The 19,219-nt window shown below is 36.1% G+C and carries 14 protein-coding genes and 1 tRNA gene; 3 read left to right on the top strand and 12 right to left on the bottom strand.

Annotated features, from left to right (window positions below; translation table 11 throughout):
• Positions 1-90: 90 nt before the first annotated feature.
• Positions 91-816 (top strand): 16S rRNA pseudouridine(516) synthase, encoded by a 726-nt coding sequence (locus B7720_RS06225; RefSeq protein ID WP_084857102.1) that lies wholly within the window; start codon positions 91-93, stop codon positions 814-816.
• A 40-nt stretch (positions 817-856) separates the two neighbouring features.
• Here B7720_RS06225 and B7720_RS06220 read toward each other — a convergent pair whose 3' ends face one another.
• The 3 genes from B7720_RS06220 to B7720_RS06210 form a co-directional block, all read right to left on the bottom strand.
• Positions 857-1,090, bottom strand: a complete 234-nt coding sequence (locus B7720_RS06220) for a hypothetical protein (RefSeq protein ID WP_070569094.1) — start codon at positions 1,088-1,090, stop codon at positions 857-859.
• A gap of 86 nt (positions 1,091-1,176) precedes the next feature.
• Entirely contained in the window at positions 1,177-1,557 is a 381-nt protein-coding gene (locus B7720_RS06215) for a rhodanese-like domain-containing protein (RefSeq protein WP_070569096.1), read from the bottom strand.
• Positions 1,554-1,847, bottom strand: coding sequence for a YqgQ family protein (locus tag B7720_RS06210; RefSeq protein WP_049477930.1), 294 nt, complete (start codon positions 1,845-1,847; stop codon positions 1,554-1,556). The genes B7720_RS06215 and B7720_RS06210 overlap by 4 nt, the downstream gene beginning before the upstream one ends.
• Positions 1,848-1,888: 41 nt before the next feature.
• Between B7720_RS06210 and B7720_RS06205 the strand changes: the two genes are divergently transcribed.
• On the top strand, positions 1,889-2,797 hold the full coding sequence (locus tag B7720_RS06205; RefSeq protein ID WP_001222578.1) for a LysR family transcriptional regulator: 909 nt from the start codon (positions 1,889-1,891) through the stop codon (positions 2,795-2,797).
• A 44-nt stretch (positions 2,798-2,841) separates the two neighbouring features.
• The gene (locus B7720_RS06200) at positions 2,842-4,641 is read left to right on the top strand and encodes an N-acetylmuramoyl-L-alanine amidase (protein ID WP_084857100.1); all 1,800 of its coding nucleotides are present in this window, start codon (positions 2,842-2,844) and stop codon (positions 4,639-4,641) included.
• 28 nt (positions 4,642-4,669) lie between these two features.
• On the opposite strand, the gene B7720_RS06195 is transcribed toward B7720_RS06200, so the two are convergent.
• The 9 genes from B7720_RS06195 to B7720_RS06150 form a co-directional block, all read right to left on the bottom strand.
• The gene (locus B7720_RS06195; RefSeq protein WP_042902605.1) at positions 4,670-4,987 is read right to left on the bottom strand and encodes a hypothetical protein; all 318 of its coding nucleotides are present in this window, start codon (positions 4,985-4,987) and stop codon (positions 4,670-4,672) included.
• 226 nt (positions 4,988-5,213) lie between these two features.
• Positions 5,214-6,083, bottom strand: a complete 870-nt coding sequence (locus B7720_RS06190) for a DUF6287 domain-containing protein (RefSeq protein WP_049518940.1) — start codon at positions 6,081-6,083, stop codon at positions 5,214-5,216.
• 296 nt (positions 6,084-6,379) lie between these two features.
• A tRNA-Thr gene (locus tag B7720_RS06185) sits at positions 6,380-6,452 on the bottom strand.
• Between the two features lie 224 nt (positions 6,453-6,676).
• Positions 6,677-13,165 carry a S8 family peptidase gene (locus B7720_RS06180; protein ID WP_042902555.1) on the bottom strand — a complete coding sequence of 2,163 codons (6,489 nt, stop codon included), beginning with the start codon at positions 13,163-13,165 and terminating at the stop codon, positions 6,677-6,679.
• A gap of 429 nt (positions 13,166-13,594) precedes the next feature.
• On the bottom strand, positions 13,595-14,380 hold the full coding sequence (locus B7720_RS06175; protein WP_049520929.1) for an ABC transporter permease: 786 nt from the start codon (positions 14,378-14,380) through the stop codon (positions 13,595-13,597).
• 1 nt (position 14,381) lies between these two features.
• On the bottom strand, positions 14,382-15,200 hold the full coding sequence (locus tag B7720_RS06170; RefSeq protein ID WP_070569106.1) for an ABC transporter permease: 819 nt from the start codon (positions 15,198-15,200) through the stop codon (positions 14,382-14,384).
• Between the two features lies 1 nt (position 15,201).
• Positions 15,202-16,194 (bottom strand): ABC transporter ATP-binding protein, encoded by a 993-nt coding sequence (locus B7720_RS06165; protein ID WP_084857099.1) that lies wholly within the window; start codon positions 16,192-16,194, stop codon positions 15,202-15,204.
• A gap of 294 nt (positions 16,195-16,488) precedes the next feature.
• Complete coding sequence (locus tag B7720_RS09840; RefSeq protein WP_275655577.1) at positions 16,489-17,610, bottom strand: N-acetylmuramoyl-L-alanine amidase family protein; 1,122 nt, start codon at positions 17,608-17,610, stop codon at positions 16,489-16,491.
• A gap of 164 nt (positions 17,611-17,774) precedes the next feature.
• Positions 17,775-19,211, bottom strand: coding sequence for a hypothetical protein (locus tag B7720_RS06150; RefSeq protein WP_084857098.1), 1,437 nt, complete (start codon positions 19,209-19,211; stop codon positions 17,775-17,777).
• Positions 19,212-19,219 lie beyond the last annotated feature (8 nt).

The raw sequence follows: 19,219 nt of genomic DNA, 5'->3' as shown, positions 1-19,219 counted from the left end.
CAGTTCAGCTAAGTGTAAATGTTTTCACTCTGCTTTTCTAGTCAAGACAACTCTTTTCAAAGTCAGAGACTTATGATAAGATAAGCTGGTATGCGTTTAGATAGATTATTAGCCCAAGAAAAGGTCAGTCGCAAGGCTATGAAACAGGCTCTATTAAAAAAAGAAATCCTAGTAGATGATTGTCCAGCCAGCTCACTCGCTCAAAATGTCGACACTGGGTTGCAGAAATTAGTCTTTCAAGGACGACAAATCCAAGGCTACGAGCACACCTACCTCATGCTTCATAAGCCAAACGGAGTCGTTACAGCTAGCAAGGATAAGAAACTTCCAACCGTCATGGACCTCCTTCCACCTGACAGCCAGTCTGACCAGCTCTATGCTGTCGGCAGATTAGACCGCGATACCACGGGACTGCTGCTTTTGACAGACAATGGACCTCTTGGCTTCCAACTCCTTCATCCCCAGTACCATGTCGATAAATCCTATCAAGTGGTAGTAAACGGACCGCTCACGTCAGACCATATCCAAAAGTTCAAGGATGGAATTGTCTTTTTAGATGGGACCACTTGTAAACCTGCTCAGCTTGAAATTCTGTCCGCAAGCCCAACAGAGAGCCGGGCCTCCATCACTATCTCTGAGGGCAAATTTCATCAAGTCAAGAAGATGTTTCTATCAGTTGGTGTCAAGGTGACTGCCCTAAAACGAATCCAATTCGGTGACTTTACATTAGACCCAGAACTAGCAGAAGGGCAATACCGTCCCTTGAATCCAGAGGAATCGGAAATCATTAAAAACTACTTAGAGAAAAGTGGATAAAAGAAAAAAGCTTTATGTTTAAAGCTTTTTTTGTTTTTACTTATCTAAAAACTAATGCGATGGCTGCAATCCAGTTAAGTACAGAAATTACAAGTCCTACGATATTGAGAATTTTTTCTGTTTTATAGTCTAGTCCAGATTCTTTTTGGTATGAAAAAGCCAAGACCAATCCTATGATCCCCAAAATCAGACCCACTATTGGCGATAGCAAACCAAGGACGATAGATAAGATACCTAAAATAAGTGAAGGTTTTTTCTTTTGTTGTGAATTCATATTACAAAATCTCCTTAAATTTAATATAAATGATGATACCATAAAATGCTAGCTTTATCTATCATTCGACAGTTTTTTACAGAATCTTAGCTAGTCTTGACCTTCCCAATCCAAGAATCCAATCCATAAGAAAGGATATAAATCTCAGAGAAACCTTGTTTCTTCAAATAAAGTGCTGCATTGGTCACTCGTTGTCCGCGTTGGTTTTCGTAGAGAAGGACAGGTTTATCCTTACGAAGGGCTGCAAGGCTTGACTTCAACTGATTTGAAGGAATATTGCGAGCTCCGAGGATATGTTTTCTGTGAAATTCTGCTGGTTCACGGACATCAATCAATTGCCCTTTTCGAATCAAGGCTTCAAATTCTGCATTATCCACAATCTTAGCCGCACGACGAATACGAAGGTAGTTATAACCCATCCATGCCGCCATCGCTAGTACGATTCCCCACAAAACCCAAATTGTCATAAGTTCTTATCTCCATTTTTCTCTATGTAGTCTAATTCTATCTTGTGCTCTCTACGAAGAACAGCTTCCGCCTCTAGATAGTCTAGCTTGTCCATCAGACCTGCATCATAGATCCGAGAGAGTTCGAGCTTCATCAGTTCAATATCATACAAGCGCTTCCCCATGTAAACAATAATGCCAAACTGTTTGAGAAATTGCTGCACATCATAGAATGTTTTCATAGCTTTCATTCTAACAGATTTTAGACTTTTTTTCAATACCAGTTTGGGGCTTTCCTCTCTTCCTTTCATCTTCTTTGCTCATTCTTCACCAAGTGTGGTACAATAAAAGCATGAGAATTCAACAATTACACTATATTATCAAAATCGTCGAAACTGGCTCTATGAATGAAGCAGCCAAGCAACTCTTTATCACCCAACCAAGTCTCTCTAATGCCGTTCGAGACTTGGAAAATGAAATGGGCATTGAAATCTTTATCCGCAATCCCAAGGGCATTACCTTGACTCGTGATGGGATGGAGTTTCTCTCCTATGCCCGTCAGGTCGTTGAGCAAACTCAGCTTCTGGAAGAACGCTATAAAAATCCTATCGCCCACCGCGAACTTTTCAGCGTTTCCTCTCAGCACTATGCCTTTGTAGTCAATGCCTTTGTCTCTCTGCTCAAGAAAAGTGATATGGAGAAATACGAGCTCTTCCTTCGTGAAACTCGGACTTGGGAGATTATCGATGACGTCAAGAACTTCCGTAGCGAGGTCGGTGTCCTCTTTTTAAACAGCTACAACCGCGATGTTTTAACGAAAATGCTAGATGACAATCACCTCTTAGCCCACCACCTCTTTACCGCTCAACCCCATATCTTTGTTAGCAAGACCAATCCTCTAGCTAAAAAAGACAAGGTCAAACTGGCTGATTTAGAAGATTTTCCTTACCTCAGTTACGACCAGGGGACGCACAACTCCTTCTACTTTTCAGAGGAGATTCTTTCACAAGAGCACCACAAGAAATCCATCGTAGTCAGTGACCGTGCCACCCTCTTTAATCTTTTGATTGGTTTGGATGGTTACACCATTGCAACAGGGATATTGAACAGCAACCTCAACGGAGACAATATCGTTTCCATTCCACTGGACATTGACGACCCGATTGAACTAGTCTATATCCAGCATGAAAAAACCAGCCTGTCTAAGATGGGCGAACGCTTTATCGAATACTTACTAGAAGAAGTTCAATTCGATAATTAATAGGAAAAATGAAAAAGAGAAAAGAAAAAGTTAGGAAATAAAAAGTGAAAAAGATACTACTGACCAGTGCTTTAATCCTTTCAATCGCAGGATTAGCACCCGCATCCGTCTTAGGAGAAGAAAACACTACTCAATCCACATCTGCTGTCAAGGAAGCAATTGCCAAAGAAGAAAAGAAGGAATCGAGTGTTGAGGAAAACTCTAAATCAGAAGTTCTTCCGAAAGTAAATGTGCAAGAAGACAAGCCCAAAAAAGAAGGATGGTACCAAGAAAATCACCACTGGCGTTTTTACCAAGATGATAAACCTGCTTTGAACTGGAAACAAATCCAAGGCAAATGGTACTACTTCGATCAAGATGGTAATCGTCTTCATTCTACTATCTACAAAGGTTATGCCTTTGACCAAGATGGTGTCATGATAGAAAATAGCTGGACCAAACTGGACAATCAATGGTACTATGCTGATCCTTCTGGACGACTTGCTCAGAACACTTGGAAAAAAATCAATGGTTCTTGGTACTATTTTGACCAAACTGGAAGCATGCTCAGCAACACTGCCGTTGACGGCTATCTGCTCACAAAAAGCGGGGCTATGGCGGAAAAGGGCTGGACAAAATTAGATCAAATTTGGTACTATGTCGCTCCTTCTGGAAAGATCTCGCAGGATAAATGGGAGAAAGTCAACGGTTCTTGGTATTACTTTGACAAAGACGGTGGAATGCTGAGTGCGACAACCTTCAAGGGCTACCTCTTCAACCAGAGTGGAGCTATGGCAGAAAACAACTGGGTCAAAATCAAGGATACTTGGTTCTATGCGAACGGGTCAGGGAGATATATCCAAGACAACTGGCAAAAGATTCAAGGTTCCTGGTACTCATTTGACCAGAATGGTGGAATGCTAGCAGACAAATGGAAAGAAAGCTACTACCTTAAAACCAGTGGAGCCATGGCGGAGAATGAGTGGATCTTCGATAAAGCCTACAAGAGCTGGTTCTATCTAAAAGCGGATGGCCGTTATGCAAATCAGGAGTGGATTGGAGCATACTACCTCAAGTCAGGTGGTTACATGGCAAAGAGCGAATGGATTTACGATAACTCTGACAAAGCACGCTACTACCTAGATGATAATGGGCATTATGTTTCAGGAACTTACAAGATAGACGGTAAGGAACACCTGTTCCAAAAATACGGCCAATGGATTTCTGAAGTTTCAACTGAAGGTGGATTTACAAAAGGACTATACAGCAATACCATCTTCCTAGATCCTGGACACGGTGGTCGAGATTCAGGTGCCTTTTACTACAATGTAGCTGAAAAAGATCTCAACATGCAGATTTACCGTAAGCTTCGTACTAAGTTAGAAGAACTAGGCTACAAGGTCCTCACTTCTCGTGATAGTGATATTGACGTTGATTTTGTTACCGAACGTTCTCGTATGGTTAATAAGACCAACTCTGATATTTTTATCAGTATTCACTTCAACGCTACTGGTAATACCTACTCAAAAGCGAGCGGTATTCAAACCTACTCCTATAGCGATGAACCTGATTATCCAAGTAAGATTAATAAATACTGGCACAATCACCCTGATCGTATGAGTGAAAGCAAACGCCTCGCCGCTGCCATCCACTCCTCTCTTCTAGCAGAAACAGGAGCCAAGGATGCTGGCCTGTTGGAGAGCAGCTATGCCGTACTACGCGAAACCGCCAAACCAGCCGTTCTCCTAGAGCTTGGATATATGGATAATTTCTCCGAAAACCAACAAATCAGAGATAGCCACTACCAAGACAAACTGGTCGCAGGCATCGTAAAGGGGATCCAAAAATATTACGCTGGTCGATAAAAAAAGTCTCGAGAAATCTCGAGACTTTTTATTTATCTTCTTTTTTATCCTTATCAGGAAAGAGGTAGCCAATTCCTACACAAGCTAGCACACCAGCACCAATCACCAAACCACTTGAAATTGGCAAAAGATCAAAAATAGCATTTGCGATGATAAAGGCAATGATCAAGCACATCAGACTAGCCTTGTAATCTTTTTTCAAAAAGTTTTCTAGTGTGAAATAGAGGAACAATCCTACCGGAATGAGTGACCAGAGGTTGACATCCAAACTTGGCCATCCAACAGAACCGAAATACAATACTAGCGCTGCTGCTACTAAAAATACAAGTCCTAATAATTTTTTCATTTTTTTGTCTCCATTTTCTTTTTTAGGTTCTTGAGTTGTCTGATACTGACCCCTCACGCCCCTTACATGAACCATTATAGCAGAGGAATTTTTCAAGAACAAGCCCTTTTGCCTATCTGGTCAATATCTCTGTCTAAGTGGTTGAATATTTGTAACAAAAGAAAAAGAAGCACTAATGGGCTTCTTGATTCTGCCGATTGTAACAGTATTTTTGAACGAATACCATCTAGTTTTTCTTTTCCTTTGGCTCTAGAGAAGATTTGATTGATTCACGGTCTGCTTGTAGTTGAGCTAAGTTCTTTTCTGCTTCCTCAAGTTTACTGGTATCTGGTTTCACACGATAATAAACATTTTCTGGTTTCATTAACATAGACCCATAATCTTGTCCTGAAAGTAGTCTTTCCTCAGTATGATTGCTTTTATCCGTAATCTTTCCGTCATCAGCAGGTTGCATAACGACTCCACTTGGCACAGCTACTATTACAAATCCTCCAGCAACAGAATCTTTTACCCATGCACTGATAGACGCTGTCTCAGGGTTACGATTATCTTGTCCTTTTGATACCTTTAATCCAACTACAGATTCGTACTTTTGATCATTTGTAAACCAAGTCGCACGTACTTCTCCAGAATCATTAATAATGTATTCATTACCAGATTGACTACGCCAAGTACCTTCTAAACTAGACAAGTCATTGTTCTTAATTGCTTCAATATCTAATTTTGGAACAGCAGTTTCTTTCTTGAACTTGCTAACAAATGCTTCTGCTTCCGTAATTTTGGTATCTAAAGCAGTCAGTTGATCCTTGAGTTTCTGAATTTCCTCTTGTTTATCCTTATCAGTCTCATCTGTCTTTCCTTGGCTTGTAGACGATTGACTTGTTGACTCTGTAGTTGAAACAGCAGACGATGCTTGATTTGACTCTTTCTTTACAATCAGAAAATATGAGAAAATACTTACCAAGATAAGAGTGACTAAAACAGCGAGTGCTATGCCAATATAGATTTTTATTTTTTTATTTGGAGTCAACTTTGATTCTGACCGCTTACGTCCGTTAATCTCTTCAAATTGTCTTTCCCGTTCTTTCTTATTCATAATTTTCTCCTTTTTGATTTATATTCAGCCAAGTTTGCGAGACTTCATTCGTTACTATCCATGAACTTTTATGACTTTTTAAAAAAATCAAAGCAAAAATTTCTAGAATAATTAACAGCCTATAGTCCTCTAAAACGGAACGAAAACAAGTGCTTATTAAAATATATTATACCACAAAATATAAATTTTAGTTTTAATTTATAAGTAGGAGTTTCTGACGTTAAATAGAACCTATCTCAAACGTTCCACCTTTCCTATATTTACAAAAAAAGAAGCCCGTTTGGACTTCTTGATTCTGCCGATTGCAGGGCTTGAACCTGTGACCTACGCGTTACGAGTGCGTTGCTCTACCAACTGAGCTAAATCGGCGATTACCCTTTTAGTATAGCACTCTGAGAATAGATGTCAAGAAATTTTTATCTCCATTAGAAAAAGCCTGTCCTGAGACAAGGCTTTTACATATATCTCTATTAAATCTCCCATTTTCATAGAAATCTAAATAATATATTTATAAATCAATACTTTCACAAAACTATGTCATCACCTCACTATCTAATCTCAGTACATAAACCATTTTTTCTATAGCTTTTGTCTTAATCTTTATTTTTTCTCTTCAATCCAAGAAAAGCTCCTACTATAAACATGATTCCGGCAGCTAATAGTGTCTGGGCTCCGCTTGCTGTTCCGGTTTTTGGCAACTCATTAGGATTGTTACTAGTTGATTTACTATTGATGTTGGTATTTTTATTAGTTAAGTTTCCTTGTTCATTTAGATAAATGTTCTTGTTAATTTCAAAGTTTTTATCATTTTCATCAGAAACAATACTGTTGACATCATTAGTTGAATTAGATTGTGTTTTTTCTTTCTTTTTCGATACATCAAAAGTAGGTTTATTTTCCTCCTCCTTTTTCTCCTCTATTTTCTTGAATACAGGTTTTATAAAGGTATCTTTTGATAGATTAAGAACATAGCCAGCGTCTTTTTTCCCTTCGAAACCAGAAATTTCCCAACCATCAAATTGGTATCCTTTTTCTAATTCACCCATATAGACAGGTAACATAAAATCTTCTTCCGACACTATCGTTGAACTCATTTCTTTTCCATTTTGAATTGTCACAGTCACCGTATGAGGTTTTAATTCGCTTACCTCTCCCGTATCTTTGTTTAAAATGAATTCTTTTACGGTTGTATTTCTTGCGAAATCTTTTACAACAATCTTAATGTTTAGTGTCTTATCTGTTAGTTGTTTAATATCATCAAATGATTTGTATTCTTTTCCATTAACATAAATATGTTGTTCTTGAATCTCACCATCGAATCCATTATTTCTTTTATCATTGATGTTAAAGACTACAGATTTTCCATTAGCATATTCGATACTAGTATTTCCTTTTGGATCAATCTTTACTTCTGGTTTGACATTATCATATAAAAATTGATAATGTACTCCAACCGCTTTCGCATTCAAATCGCTATAGCCAGTTTGAAGATAAACATTTCCATCCATATCTGTTACCTTATCTGGGAATCCGTTTGCTTTATAGTCTTTCATCCCCCAGTCCATGATGTCACCGTCTTTAACATTAAGCTTAATGTTAAAATCTCTAGTGTTATCAATGTGTAAATCTCCGTAGATTAAATAATTATCTACAACCGATTCATTAACTCTCAACTCCCAGTTAAAACCACCCTTATCAGAAATCTTACCTCTTAAATAAAATTCTGGATTTCGTACATAAATTTTATTAGTTTTAGATGGATTAAAGTAGTTCTTGTCCATTGAAAGATTTACTGGTTTTGCATCAATAAATAACGTAGAGCCATCTTCTTTTATAGCTTCTACATTGGACTTATCCTCTCCTGTGTACTCTTTACCATCCTTACCAAATAATACAAGTTTAGAAGGATCTGTCACAAGATTTCCATCGTTATCGATTGCCTCCCCTTTATCATTCATTTTAAATGTAAACACTTGATACCTTACAATGTTAAAGCCGTCCAAAGCCGACATTAATACTGATTGAGTACTTCTTCCATCTTCAACATTTCTACTATCAGCATAAATTGTTGTTTCTGATAAAACTCTTAGATTAGGATTGGCCTTTTGGATTTTTGCTATATCTTCCTTGTTATAGACTCCATTCCCTTCTAACATATCCGTTTTTCCAGGATTATAGGTAGTCACTTTTAGTGCATAGCCTTTTCTCAGAATGATGTTATCCTTTAATAGATATTGTTGTTTTTCTGAATCAGAATAGATTTTACCAGATTCCATGTCCGTTAAATTATTTGGTTTATTTTTTGAAAGATCTCCTTCTCCTAATTCTATTACATTCCCATAACTTGATGCATACGGATATTCTGCTTTAGTTTCCTTATTTTTTTCAGGCATTCTAATTTTAGTTTCAGCTTTTATCTGACCATCATCTTTGACAAAAAACCTCATATCTCCTGCAAAAGCTAATCCATCCACAATATCATTAATATTAGCGTATAAATCAAATGTCATCGTTTTTGAATGGGAATCATACTTGGTCGTTTTGATTTCTATCGATTTATAGTTATTTCCATAGTATACCTTGGCATTTTTAGAAACATTACTGATCTTTCCAAGAATTTCAAAGTGTCCATCTTTAGATGGGTTTAGAATGCCATAAATTTTTGATTTGATTTCATCAAGTTTTTCAGTTTCATATTCTAAGGCACTACCATCGTCATAAGCAATGATATTTCCCTTATCATCGTATTTATAATCGTATTCCTCTATTCTCTTACCAGTTTCACTTGTAAAGTCATCAACTTCTCTAAATTTCTTTTTAATGAGTTTCTTTAAATCTTTGCTTTCAAAGTCTCTAATTGTTGAAATTGTTTTATGAATAGTCAAGCTAGATTTTTCTTCGGTAGCCTCTTCATTTTCTTGATGATGTTCTACTTCAGTTGTATCTTTTTTAAGACTATCCTCTTTTCTATTTTCTAAATTTTTAAATTTAGATTCGGAAATCTCGCCAAGCTTTTGGTATTTAGATGAATCTTGATCAGGATCTACTAGATAATAGGAAATCATCCCATTTTTATCAGCATGATCAGCAAATTTAATTCTATGAATCTTTGTGAAATTGCTAGAACCGTCTAATGCAATCACTTCAATGATTTTTCCTCTTAAATCTCCTGCACCTTTAATTTCATAAATGGTATTTCCGTCTTTGTCAAGTTTTCTATTTCGTCCTTGACCCTCACCTGCATAAGTGACTTCAAGATTTTTCTCAACCTCTCCATCTTCATTAACAAGAGCGGCCCCAGCATACCAAACTTCGTTGGCAATCTCGTCAAATTTTTCAGGATGTTCTTTTTGATCTCTCGCAAATAGCGTTTCATTCTTATATTGCTCTTTGACCTTGTGATAAGTATCCTTTGTAATTAACTTAATTTTTCCAGGGTTTGAAAAATCAATTGAAACAATCTTTGGAGGGGTGTTATCAATTTTTACAGGAATATAGGAAACCTGCCATGGGTAATCCTTGGTTAATCTATATTTAAATTTATAGAAATATTGGCCTTCCGCAATCGGTTCAAATTGTCCTCGTATCTTAGTAGCAGGATCTTTTTTGTCATTACTTTCTGGGGCATTTTCTTCTCTACCTCTAGGGTTATAAATGAGTCCATCCCATTTCAAGTCACCCCAAACTTTTAGCTTAGAAGATTTAATGCCCTTTGCATCATTTCTTTTAGAGTTTAAAATTCCTTTAATAAAGTGTTCTCTCGAAATGACTTTTAAGTCTTTTTGATTTTCTCCTTCTTTATTTGTATTTACTATTGAAATCACCCCTTCTTCTGCACTTCTTAATACAAGTGGAGAAGGCGTTAATCCTCTCTCAAGTTGAGCATCTTGAGGATTTCCATTTGAATCTAAAGGATAGATTTTAGCAATATTAGAGCCACTTGATGAAGGTGCGTTGATTCCTTCGTTATTGAAAGCAAATAATTCTGGATTTTGATCTAGGGATGTTGTATTTTTATCTTTTCTATTTTGGATAACTCCTGCTGGATTAAATTTATCTATACCATGTTCTCCACCAATCCCCTTATTTAAGGTACCTGGAATTTTTGGTTTACCATCATCATCATAACCTTCCATTGCTTTTGATTTTGATCCTTCTTCCCAGGCCCATTTATCAAGGATTGGTTCGTGGTTCCAATTCCCAGCAAATCCCATTAGAGGCATCGACAAAGAAGGTTGGAAGTTTCTTTTCTTACCGTTGGAGTTTAGAGCTTCCATTTCTTCCACTGACTCAAAATGAATAAATGATTCTACAAATTTATTTTTGTTTTTAGCTTCTCCAACATTTATAACCGCATTTAAATCAAAGCTGGAATTTGGACCTATAGTGAAAGTATCATGCTCAAATGTGATATTTGCTCCTTTGACTTTTTCTGGGTGAATTTCTGGAACAATTTGCTTCCCGTCCGGAGATTTTTCATCTTTATATGTTTCATCGAGTTTTAGCCTATCAGTTAGAGCATCTGTAGTTACAGTTGATGCAGAAACTTTAAAGGTTAAAGGTCTGTTTGAGGTATTGTGAAGCTTAATTGTAAAGTATTTTTTATCACCTTTTATTTCTTTAAGAGAAATGGAACCATATGAATTTACCAAACCTTTAGAATCTGTATTTTTGAAAGTTGCTACAACTTCATTTCTCAAAGCGTTGGCAACATTAATTAGCCCCGCTCCCTGCTGTCTAGGTGATGCAAAGTATTGACTCTTTTCTTTCCAAGAGGTTGCATCCATCATAGGTCTTGCAGTATTTTGTAGAGCTATTTTTGTAAGACTTGTAAGGTCTATTTTGTCATCTCCCTTAAGATTTTTCAAGACAGGTCTTTCAAGCAATTCCTTTAATTTTGGTCGAATCAAAACAGTAGAAGCTGCTACGATTGGAGTTGCCATACTAGTTCCTGACATATAACCATAAGTGGATTTACCATTGATAACATTTAGAGTGGATTTAATATTTTTACCAGGTGCTGAAACATCCGGTTTTAAAAGCAAGTCTGTTCTTGGCCCCCAAGATGTAGACCCTGCTGGGACTATAATATCTTCTTTATAAAGTTCTTTGTCTGTGTCAGCTGCAAATTTAAAGTCAATTTCTTTTTCATCACCTACATTCGGTTTATTAGAATTATAGCTTTCCATATCAATTGGATAGTATTGTTCTAAGTTATCTTTAAAATCTTCCTTATTATTTCTTTTGACTTCAGTTTTTTTATCAGGGTTAATCATGTTCCATAATTTTACACCATCATCTCCTGAAATTGAAAATACTTGACTAGTAGTCCCTTCATCCGCTTCATATCCCATAGCTGGAAGGTCTGTCCAATTATCTCTATTGTAGTAATTTACAGTATTTACAACCATAATGGCACGTGCGCCTTTATCCGTTGCTCTTTTAAAAGCATCTTTTAAATCCTTGGTATAAATTCTATCCATTACTGCAATTTTGCCCTTAAGATCCAAGCCTATCAAATCTTTGTCTTGACCTTTGCCTATATATACAAATTTTAATTTATTTGGAGTTTTTGACCCATCCTCATTTGTTAGGATTTTATTTTTATCGAAAAAAGCTCCTATATTTCTGTATTTAAAACTTTGTCCTCCAATGTTAACCTTATCAAACTCAATGGTTTGATTTTTAGCAGAAGCGACCGCTATCGCATCTTCATGTGCGGCAGTTCGTGTTACATTTCCAGTATCTGTCATTTTCAGATTATTATTGGCTACTAAATCCCAAGAAGAACTTGAAGCAGAAGTCGCAAAATTACCTGTAGCAACAACCATTGGGATTCCAGCTTTTCTTAATGCTCTAATAGCCTCCCAATATTTCTCGCCTACAAGACCTGTTCCCGTAAAGCCAGATGATACCGAAACAACATCGACATTGTGTTTGATCGAATCTTCAATAGCATGAAACATTGTTTCATCACCCGCGAACCCAGATCCTGCGTCAGAGTACATTTTATAAGAGAAAATTTGTGCATTAGGCGCAATTCCATCTATGCCATTAAAGTTCTTGATATCTTTTTCAGTATCATTTCCAGCAAGAATCCCTGCAATATGCATCCCATGTGGGTCAAAATAATCCCTACCATCATCATATTTTTCTACAGTGATTTTACCACCATTATAATAATTGAACGCATGAGGGATTTTATCACTCAACCAATAATTTTTATCAGTGCCTTTTAAATCTTCTTTTTTAAATTTCATTGAGTCTTTGGCATCATCATCGATCCTCATAGCCTTATGCCTATAATCTGTTCCAGTATCGATATTTGAAATGACCATACCTCTACCATCAAAATTTTTCCCAAATGGAGCATTAATAGACTTTAGGTAATCAATAGCTTCCTCAACTCCAATTTCCTTTCTGGCATGATTCATCATTGGTTGGACTTTTTGTGATCGTTCAACCGACGAAACACCTTCCATTTGTTTAATTTTGTCCAAATTATCTGGAGTTGTTTCAATGGCAGCGCCATTAAAAATCGTATTATAGGTATATAAAACTTTTGTATCCTCAAGATTGGATAGTTCCTTAATTACTTTTTCTCCAGATTCTTTATCTTTAAATTCAGCAATATAGACAAGTTTATCTTCTTTTTTAGGATTTTCTGTATCTTTATTTACAAATGAGTTCGCATCATCTCCTTTGGATTGATTGGAGTCTTCTTTGATACTTGCTCCTTCGTTACTAGTTTTTTTGTCTATCTTAGGCTTTCTACTAACAACTTCTTTTTCCTCAATAACTGTTGTCTTCTTCTCCTCAGTATCCTTTGAAGTTTCTATAACATTATGAAGTTCTTCAGATTGTTCATTTTTTTCTGTTTCTTTATCTGCTACTACTTTTTCTTTACCAGAAATTTTTAAAGCATCTTCAGAACTAGGTGCATCTGCTACTACTTTTTCTTTATCAGAAATTCTTAAAGCATCTTCAGAACTAGGTGCATCTGCTAAAATTACCTCATTGGGGGCATATGCTGCTAAAATAACTGCAGCAGTAGTTAATGACAATACCGTACTTTTTTTCATTATAATTCCTTCATTTTTTATTTTAAACCCAATAGATAGAAAACTTTAACCTTGCTAGCCTTTGTTATAAAAAGTTTTATGACGTATTATCTAGTGGGATAGAGTAGTACATTTATATATAATTGTTAGCTCTCTGAAAAATAGTATATCAATTAAAAAATTTTAAGTCAAGAAAAATTAACACGCATTAATTTTTTTTTTAATGTACATTAAAAAATATAAACCCAAAACTTTCGTAGTTAACTGGGATACATTATCAGCACATTCACACCATCAAAAATAGTAGCAATTAACTGGAATAACTACCAAAATCGCAAAAAGGGGTATGGATAGAATTTATGCCTTAATAAACATGCAAAAACAACCGCTATAATTTTCAACGGTTGTTTGTAACATATTTAATTTTTAACTCTCATCCTATCTTATCTCTTACGAACCCGCACTTTCGTAGGCATCCAAGCCCCTATCCCAGAGTTTTAAAGAAATAACAAAGAAAACAAGGGAAATCAACATCAACCCACCAATGTTAAAGAGCCCGTCTTTGTCCTGCAAGAAATAGCTGGCAGGATAGTAGGCCGTAAAGGCGAAAGGCACGATAAAGCTAATCAACCAACGAAGAAGCGAATTATAAATGGAAATCGGATACTTGGCAAAGTCATTAAACATATAAAAAATGTAAATCATGGCGCCTGACTGCTTGGTCCAAAAAGCGATACTGGCAGTCGCGATTTTCAAGGAAGTATAGATTAAGGTCGCAAAAGGAATGCAGACTAGAAAAATCAGGAATTTTGGAAGAGTCCAAGCAATGCTTGATACTGTTGTCGCTAGTAAAATTCCACCGACCAATAGTTCGCCCAAGGCATCAATCTGAAAGGTCTCAACCAAGATGTGAAAGAGAGGATTGATAGGACGCGTCAGGTACTTGTCAAACTCTCCTTTTCGCACCAAACGTTGCCCCAGAGCCCAGAGATTGTCAAAAAAGAGATGATCTAGTCCCTTGGGAATTAAGGAAAATCCATAGATAAAGGCGATTTCTTGAAAAGTCCAGCCTTCTAAGGAAGGAATGTGTTGAAAGAGCACATTGAGAAACAAGAGGTTCAGGCCTTGAGTCAGAAAAACTCCTAACACGCCCACCACAAAATCGACCTTGTATTCCATGATTTGCTTGATGTATTGTCTGATAAAAATCAAATGCATGCGTTGATATTTTTTCATACTAACCTCCTTGAATAGTGATAAAGGACTGGACTCGTTTCCATATCAACTGAGACAAGCCCACCATCACTATGAGCCAGAAGAACTGTAGCAAAAGCGCCTGAAGAATCTGACTGGCATCGTATTTCCCAACAATGATCATAACTGGAGTATAAATCAAAGATGAAAAAGGCAAGAAGGACAAAATATCAGAAACAATCTTTGGAAAGAAAGCCAAGGGAATCAGACTTCCAGACATAAAGGCCACTATAGAAGTCTTGAGTAGATTGGAACCCCATAGATTTTTAAAGACAAAGGCTGAAAATCCAAAGCAGATATTAAAGAAAAAATTGATCAGGTAGGCTAGGGTTAAGCTAAAGAGATAAAGGATGGTTAATCCCAGTACTTCTACAATTCCTTGCCCAGATAAAATTTTCATCAAGACAATGACACTTAAAAATGGCAGTCCAACAGAGATAAAAATCAACCACTTGGATCCAAGCTCTGTAAAGAGGTAAGAAGCCGCAAAATGCACTGGTCGCAACAAACGCATGATAATGGAACCATCCTTGACCTCCTCCCCAATCATAAAGGAGCTATCTGACCTGGTCAAAAGATTAGTCACAAAACTCATGATGATGTAAAGGGTGATATCTGCCATGCTAAAGCCCTGAATCAAAGACTCTTGCGAGGAATCAAAGACCGCCTTCCAGAGATAGAAAGCCACAAAAGCTCCCATGACATCACCAATCCGATAGAGAATAAAGTTGACTCGATAGCTAATCAACTCCTGAATCCCTGCATTGATAAAGGGTTTATAACGTCTCCACAATTTGACCATCTTAGAGCTCCTTTCGATAGAAGCGACGGATAATATCCTCAATATCCGTATCCACCATCTTCAAATCGCGGATTTCAAAATCAGACAGGGTTTGCTTGATAATATCAGCCGACTGGTAGCGGGAACTGTCGAATTCAATATTGAGGCTGTTTCCTTGTCTATCAATGGTCATATCCGAAGAGCCTTCATAGTGAGAGACGAGATGACTTTGACCTGGCACCAGTTCAAAGGAAAGAGTCTTCATCTTGCCAAAGGTTTCCTTGAGCTGGCTAACCGTTCCATCAAAAATCTCTTGCCCCTTATCAATCATAAAAATTCGATCACAGAGTTGCTCAATGTCGCTCAGGTCGTGAGTGGTCAAGAGAATGGTTGTTTCTTCCTCTTGATTGATCTGAGTAATTGCCCGACGAATATTGTCCTTGACCGAAACATCCAAACCAATGGTCGGCTCATCTAAAAAGAGAACCTTGGGATTGTGAAGCAAGGAAGCCGCAATGTCCGCCCTCATCCGTTGCCCCAGTGAAAGAGTTCGCACGGGATCCTTGATAAATTCCTTCAAATCCAAGACTTCATTCAAAAAATCCATGCGTTTATGAAAGAGCGAGTCTGGCACATCGTATATCTCTTTCAAGACCGTATAGGTCTCTTGCAGTGCCAAATCCCACCATAGCTGGGTGCGTTGTCCAAAGACAACCCCGATATCCTTGACATAGTCTTGACGATTGTCCTGTGGAATCTTGCCGTTAATCCGACAAAAACCAGATGTCGGTTTTAAAATTCCTGTCAGCATTTTGATGGTTGTCGACTTCCCAGCACCATTGGCCCCGATAAAGCCTAAAATCTGCCCCTTGGGAACCTCAAAGGTCAAATCCTTGACCGCTTCAAAGGTCTGCTTTTCAGGATGAATAAAGGAGCGCAAAGCTCCCTTTAACCCCGGCTCCTTCACTGTCTTCACAAAATTTTTCTGAAGATGTTCCACTTCTATCATTGCCATAAATCTCTCCCTATCGCAAGGAATAGCAACATTGTATTTTTGACTACAAATATCTAAATCCTTACTTTCTACAACTTCTACATTTTATTACTACAGAAGGCTTTATACCAACCTATTATAGTCCAATAAAAACTAGAATGCAAGCGTTTGCCTATAGATTATGAAATTAGAGATTTCTCTCTTAAAATAATACTTTTGAATCAAAATTCTGGTTTGATAATTTCCTAGAACACTAAAAAAACCCTGCCCACTGGGCAGGTTGTATTAAAAGTGATTTTATCTCAAATATTCAATTTAATCAATACATTCCCCATTTTCATTAACTCTATACCCGTCTATGATAGTGCTAACTGCGAGTTCTCCTGATGAATATGAATAATACCATTTTTCGCCAATTTGGTACCAACCTGTTACCATTGATCCGTCTTCTTTTAAATAATACCATTTTCCTGAATCTTGAATCCAACCTATCGCCATAGCTCCATTATCTTTTAAGTAATACCAGACGTCATTATATTTAAACCAACCTGTTACCAGGGCACCTTCATCATTTAGATAGTACCAATGTTCATTATCTTGAATCCAACCCTTTGCTAAAGAACCGCTATTATTTAGATAGTACCAGGCACCATCATTTTGTTTCAATCCTGATTCCGATGAGTCTTGAACATCATTTATTACTTGAACAGCCTCAATAATTTCCTTCAATTCAACTCGTTTTCTATCTTTTATGACAGATTTAACTTTTTCCTCAACAAACTCTTTCGCATAAGTTCGACTATTTTCTTTCCTCTGGAATATGTCCTTCAGTAAACTTTCTAATTGTTCATTAAAGACATCTTCTTGGATTTTATTAAACTCTTTCTGAGATAACGAAATAACCATCACAACATCAATAAACTCTTCTTTTAATTGAGCAAACATTTCCACACGATCGTCTTCTATAAATTGATCCGCAATGAGTTTAACACCAAATCCTCCTGCAATACTACCAATAATTGCTCCTGCCATCATACCGCCACCAGCAACCGCTGCATTTTTTAATAGTTGCTGTGAAGAAATTCTTCCAACAAGCGCTTCAAAAATATCTGGTGCCATAATGACAGCGAACGATATCACTGGTGCAACTCGTCTTGCAACCACTTCAGCCGTAACTTTTTTTCCAAAATAATCATTAATTTGTTTTGTAAATATTTTTGCAAATTGTTGTGACGCAACATAGATACTCGTTCCCATAGCTAGGGTTCGTAATCCTGCCTTACCTGCCATCAATGCAGCATCCTTGGTTTCAGCTCCAGACCATTTAGCCTGAGAAAAAACAATTACAAAACTAATACTTACTCCCGGTAATGAATTAATAGCTCCATCAATTGCATCAAATTTAAGCGAGGTTAAATTACCTCCTTTAGCTATCAATCTTGCCCCCCTATAAATAATTCTGAGAGTACATTTGAAATAAAAAAGAATGCTAACAAATCAACATTCTTTTTATTCATGGCTAGAGAAAAATGACTCGTTTTGTTTCTTTAGCTACCAGAAAGCTACCACGCATTGCACTAAGAAAAAACTCATTTAAAGAATTAATTTTGTCTCTTTTTATTTCTTTGAATACACTCATTATAGCTCTCTATATAATAATTCGAACTATAATATCCTGAAAATCTCAAAAATTTAGTGGCTCTTTTATATTGTTTTTTTACTTTTAATTCCTCACCATAGAGAACTAAAAATTCAATTGGAAATACCTTTTGGTTGTCTAACAATTTTTCATCATTTAATTTGTTTTTGATGAAATCTATTATTGTAAGTTTTTCATTTTCTTTTTTCTTTATTCTATATTCAAGTGATATTATTAATAACTGGTAATTCTCATACTCTATTTTTCTTTTTTCTCTAATTAATTGTAATAATTTTTCGAAACTATCTTTCATCTCAAGTTCTGTTCTTATTATTAATTGACCCAATAATTTAATCTCATCTATTTCAGCAATTGTAGCTACTAAAAATTCATCTGTTAAATATTTTTGCTCTAACAGTTCAAATGAATTATCAAAGTACAAATAATAATTAATTTCATCTTTTTTTACAAGAGTCTCTATTTCATTGTATAAACTAAAAAATCTATCCAGCGCAAAATATAACGCAAATAATACCGTAAAGATGCTTACACTATCCTTTATTTGTTCAGTTAACAATACAGTAGTAAATACTGTAACATAGATAATGAATTTTAATATAATTTCTAAATGCGGATTCTTTGTTTGAAATTGTAGGCCGAATCTCATTACTAAAACTAAGACTAACAACAGACAAATACCAAATGGTAGTTTAAATAGCACGGAAACTATTAAAGAAATTATATAGCATGCTAGAACTTGAACTAATGTTTTTATCGTATCTATTTGATTTCCATCAAATCTATCATTCTCTATAAGATTTAATGGCCCTAGAAATAGAATTATATTGCATAGAAACCTATATACACTCCCTTTACCAAGTTGTGTTAAAGTGATTGAAATGATAATTACTCCAATGAATATTGTAATCTGATATTCACCATAAACTATAACTGAAGAGATAATTATTGCAAGACTTTTAATTATTTGATTAATGAAACTTTCTTGCTTAAACATCCAATAAATGATGAAGAGTATAATACCAACAATTATTATTCTTATTATTAGGACACCGAAAATATTTAACGTATTTCCAATATTTGGAACCTTTAATTCAGGAAATTCACTCAAATCTATTCTCGTAGAATACCCTATTAAATAATTGAGTAGTTGTTTAATATTAGTATGCAAAACAGTTGCATAGATAATTAAATCATTAAATAAAACTGCCAACAAATTATCCCAGAAAAATTTTATAGTTCCTAAAATATAAGCAATTATACTTAATAGCATTAATCCTGAGATTAAGTCTTTTTTTACTAGGTCACCATCACTTATTCTTAATATTTTATTTCTGAGTAGTTGAAACCTATTATTTTTTTCAAACTTTTCAAAATCCATATTCTTCT

The organism is Streptococcus oralis subsp. oralis, from assembly GCF_002096455.1.
GTDB lineage: Bacteria > Bacillota > Bacilli > Lactobacillales > Streptococcaceae > Streptococcus > Streptococcus oralis_CY.
This window is presented reverse-complemented; position numbering and strand designations above follow the sequence as displayed.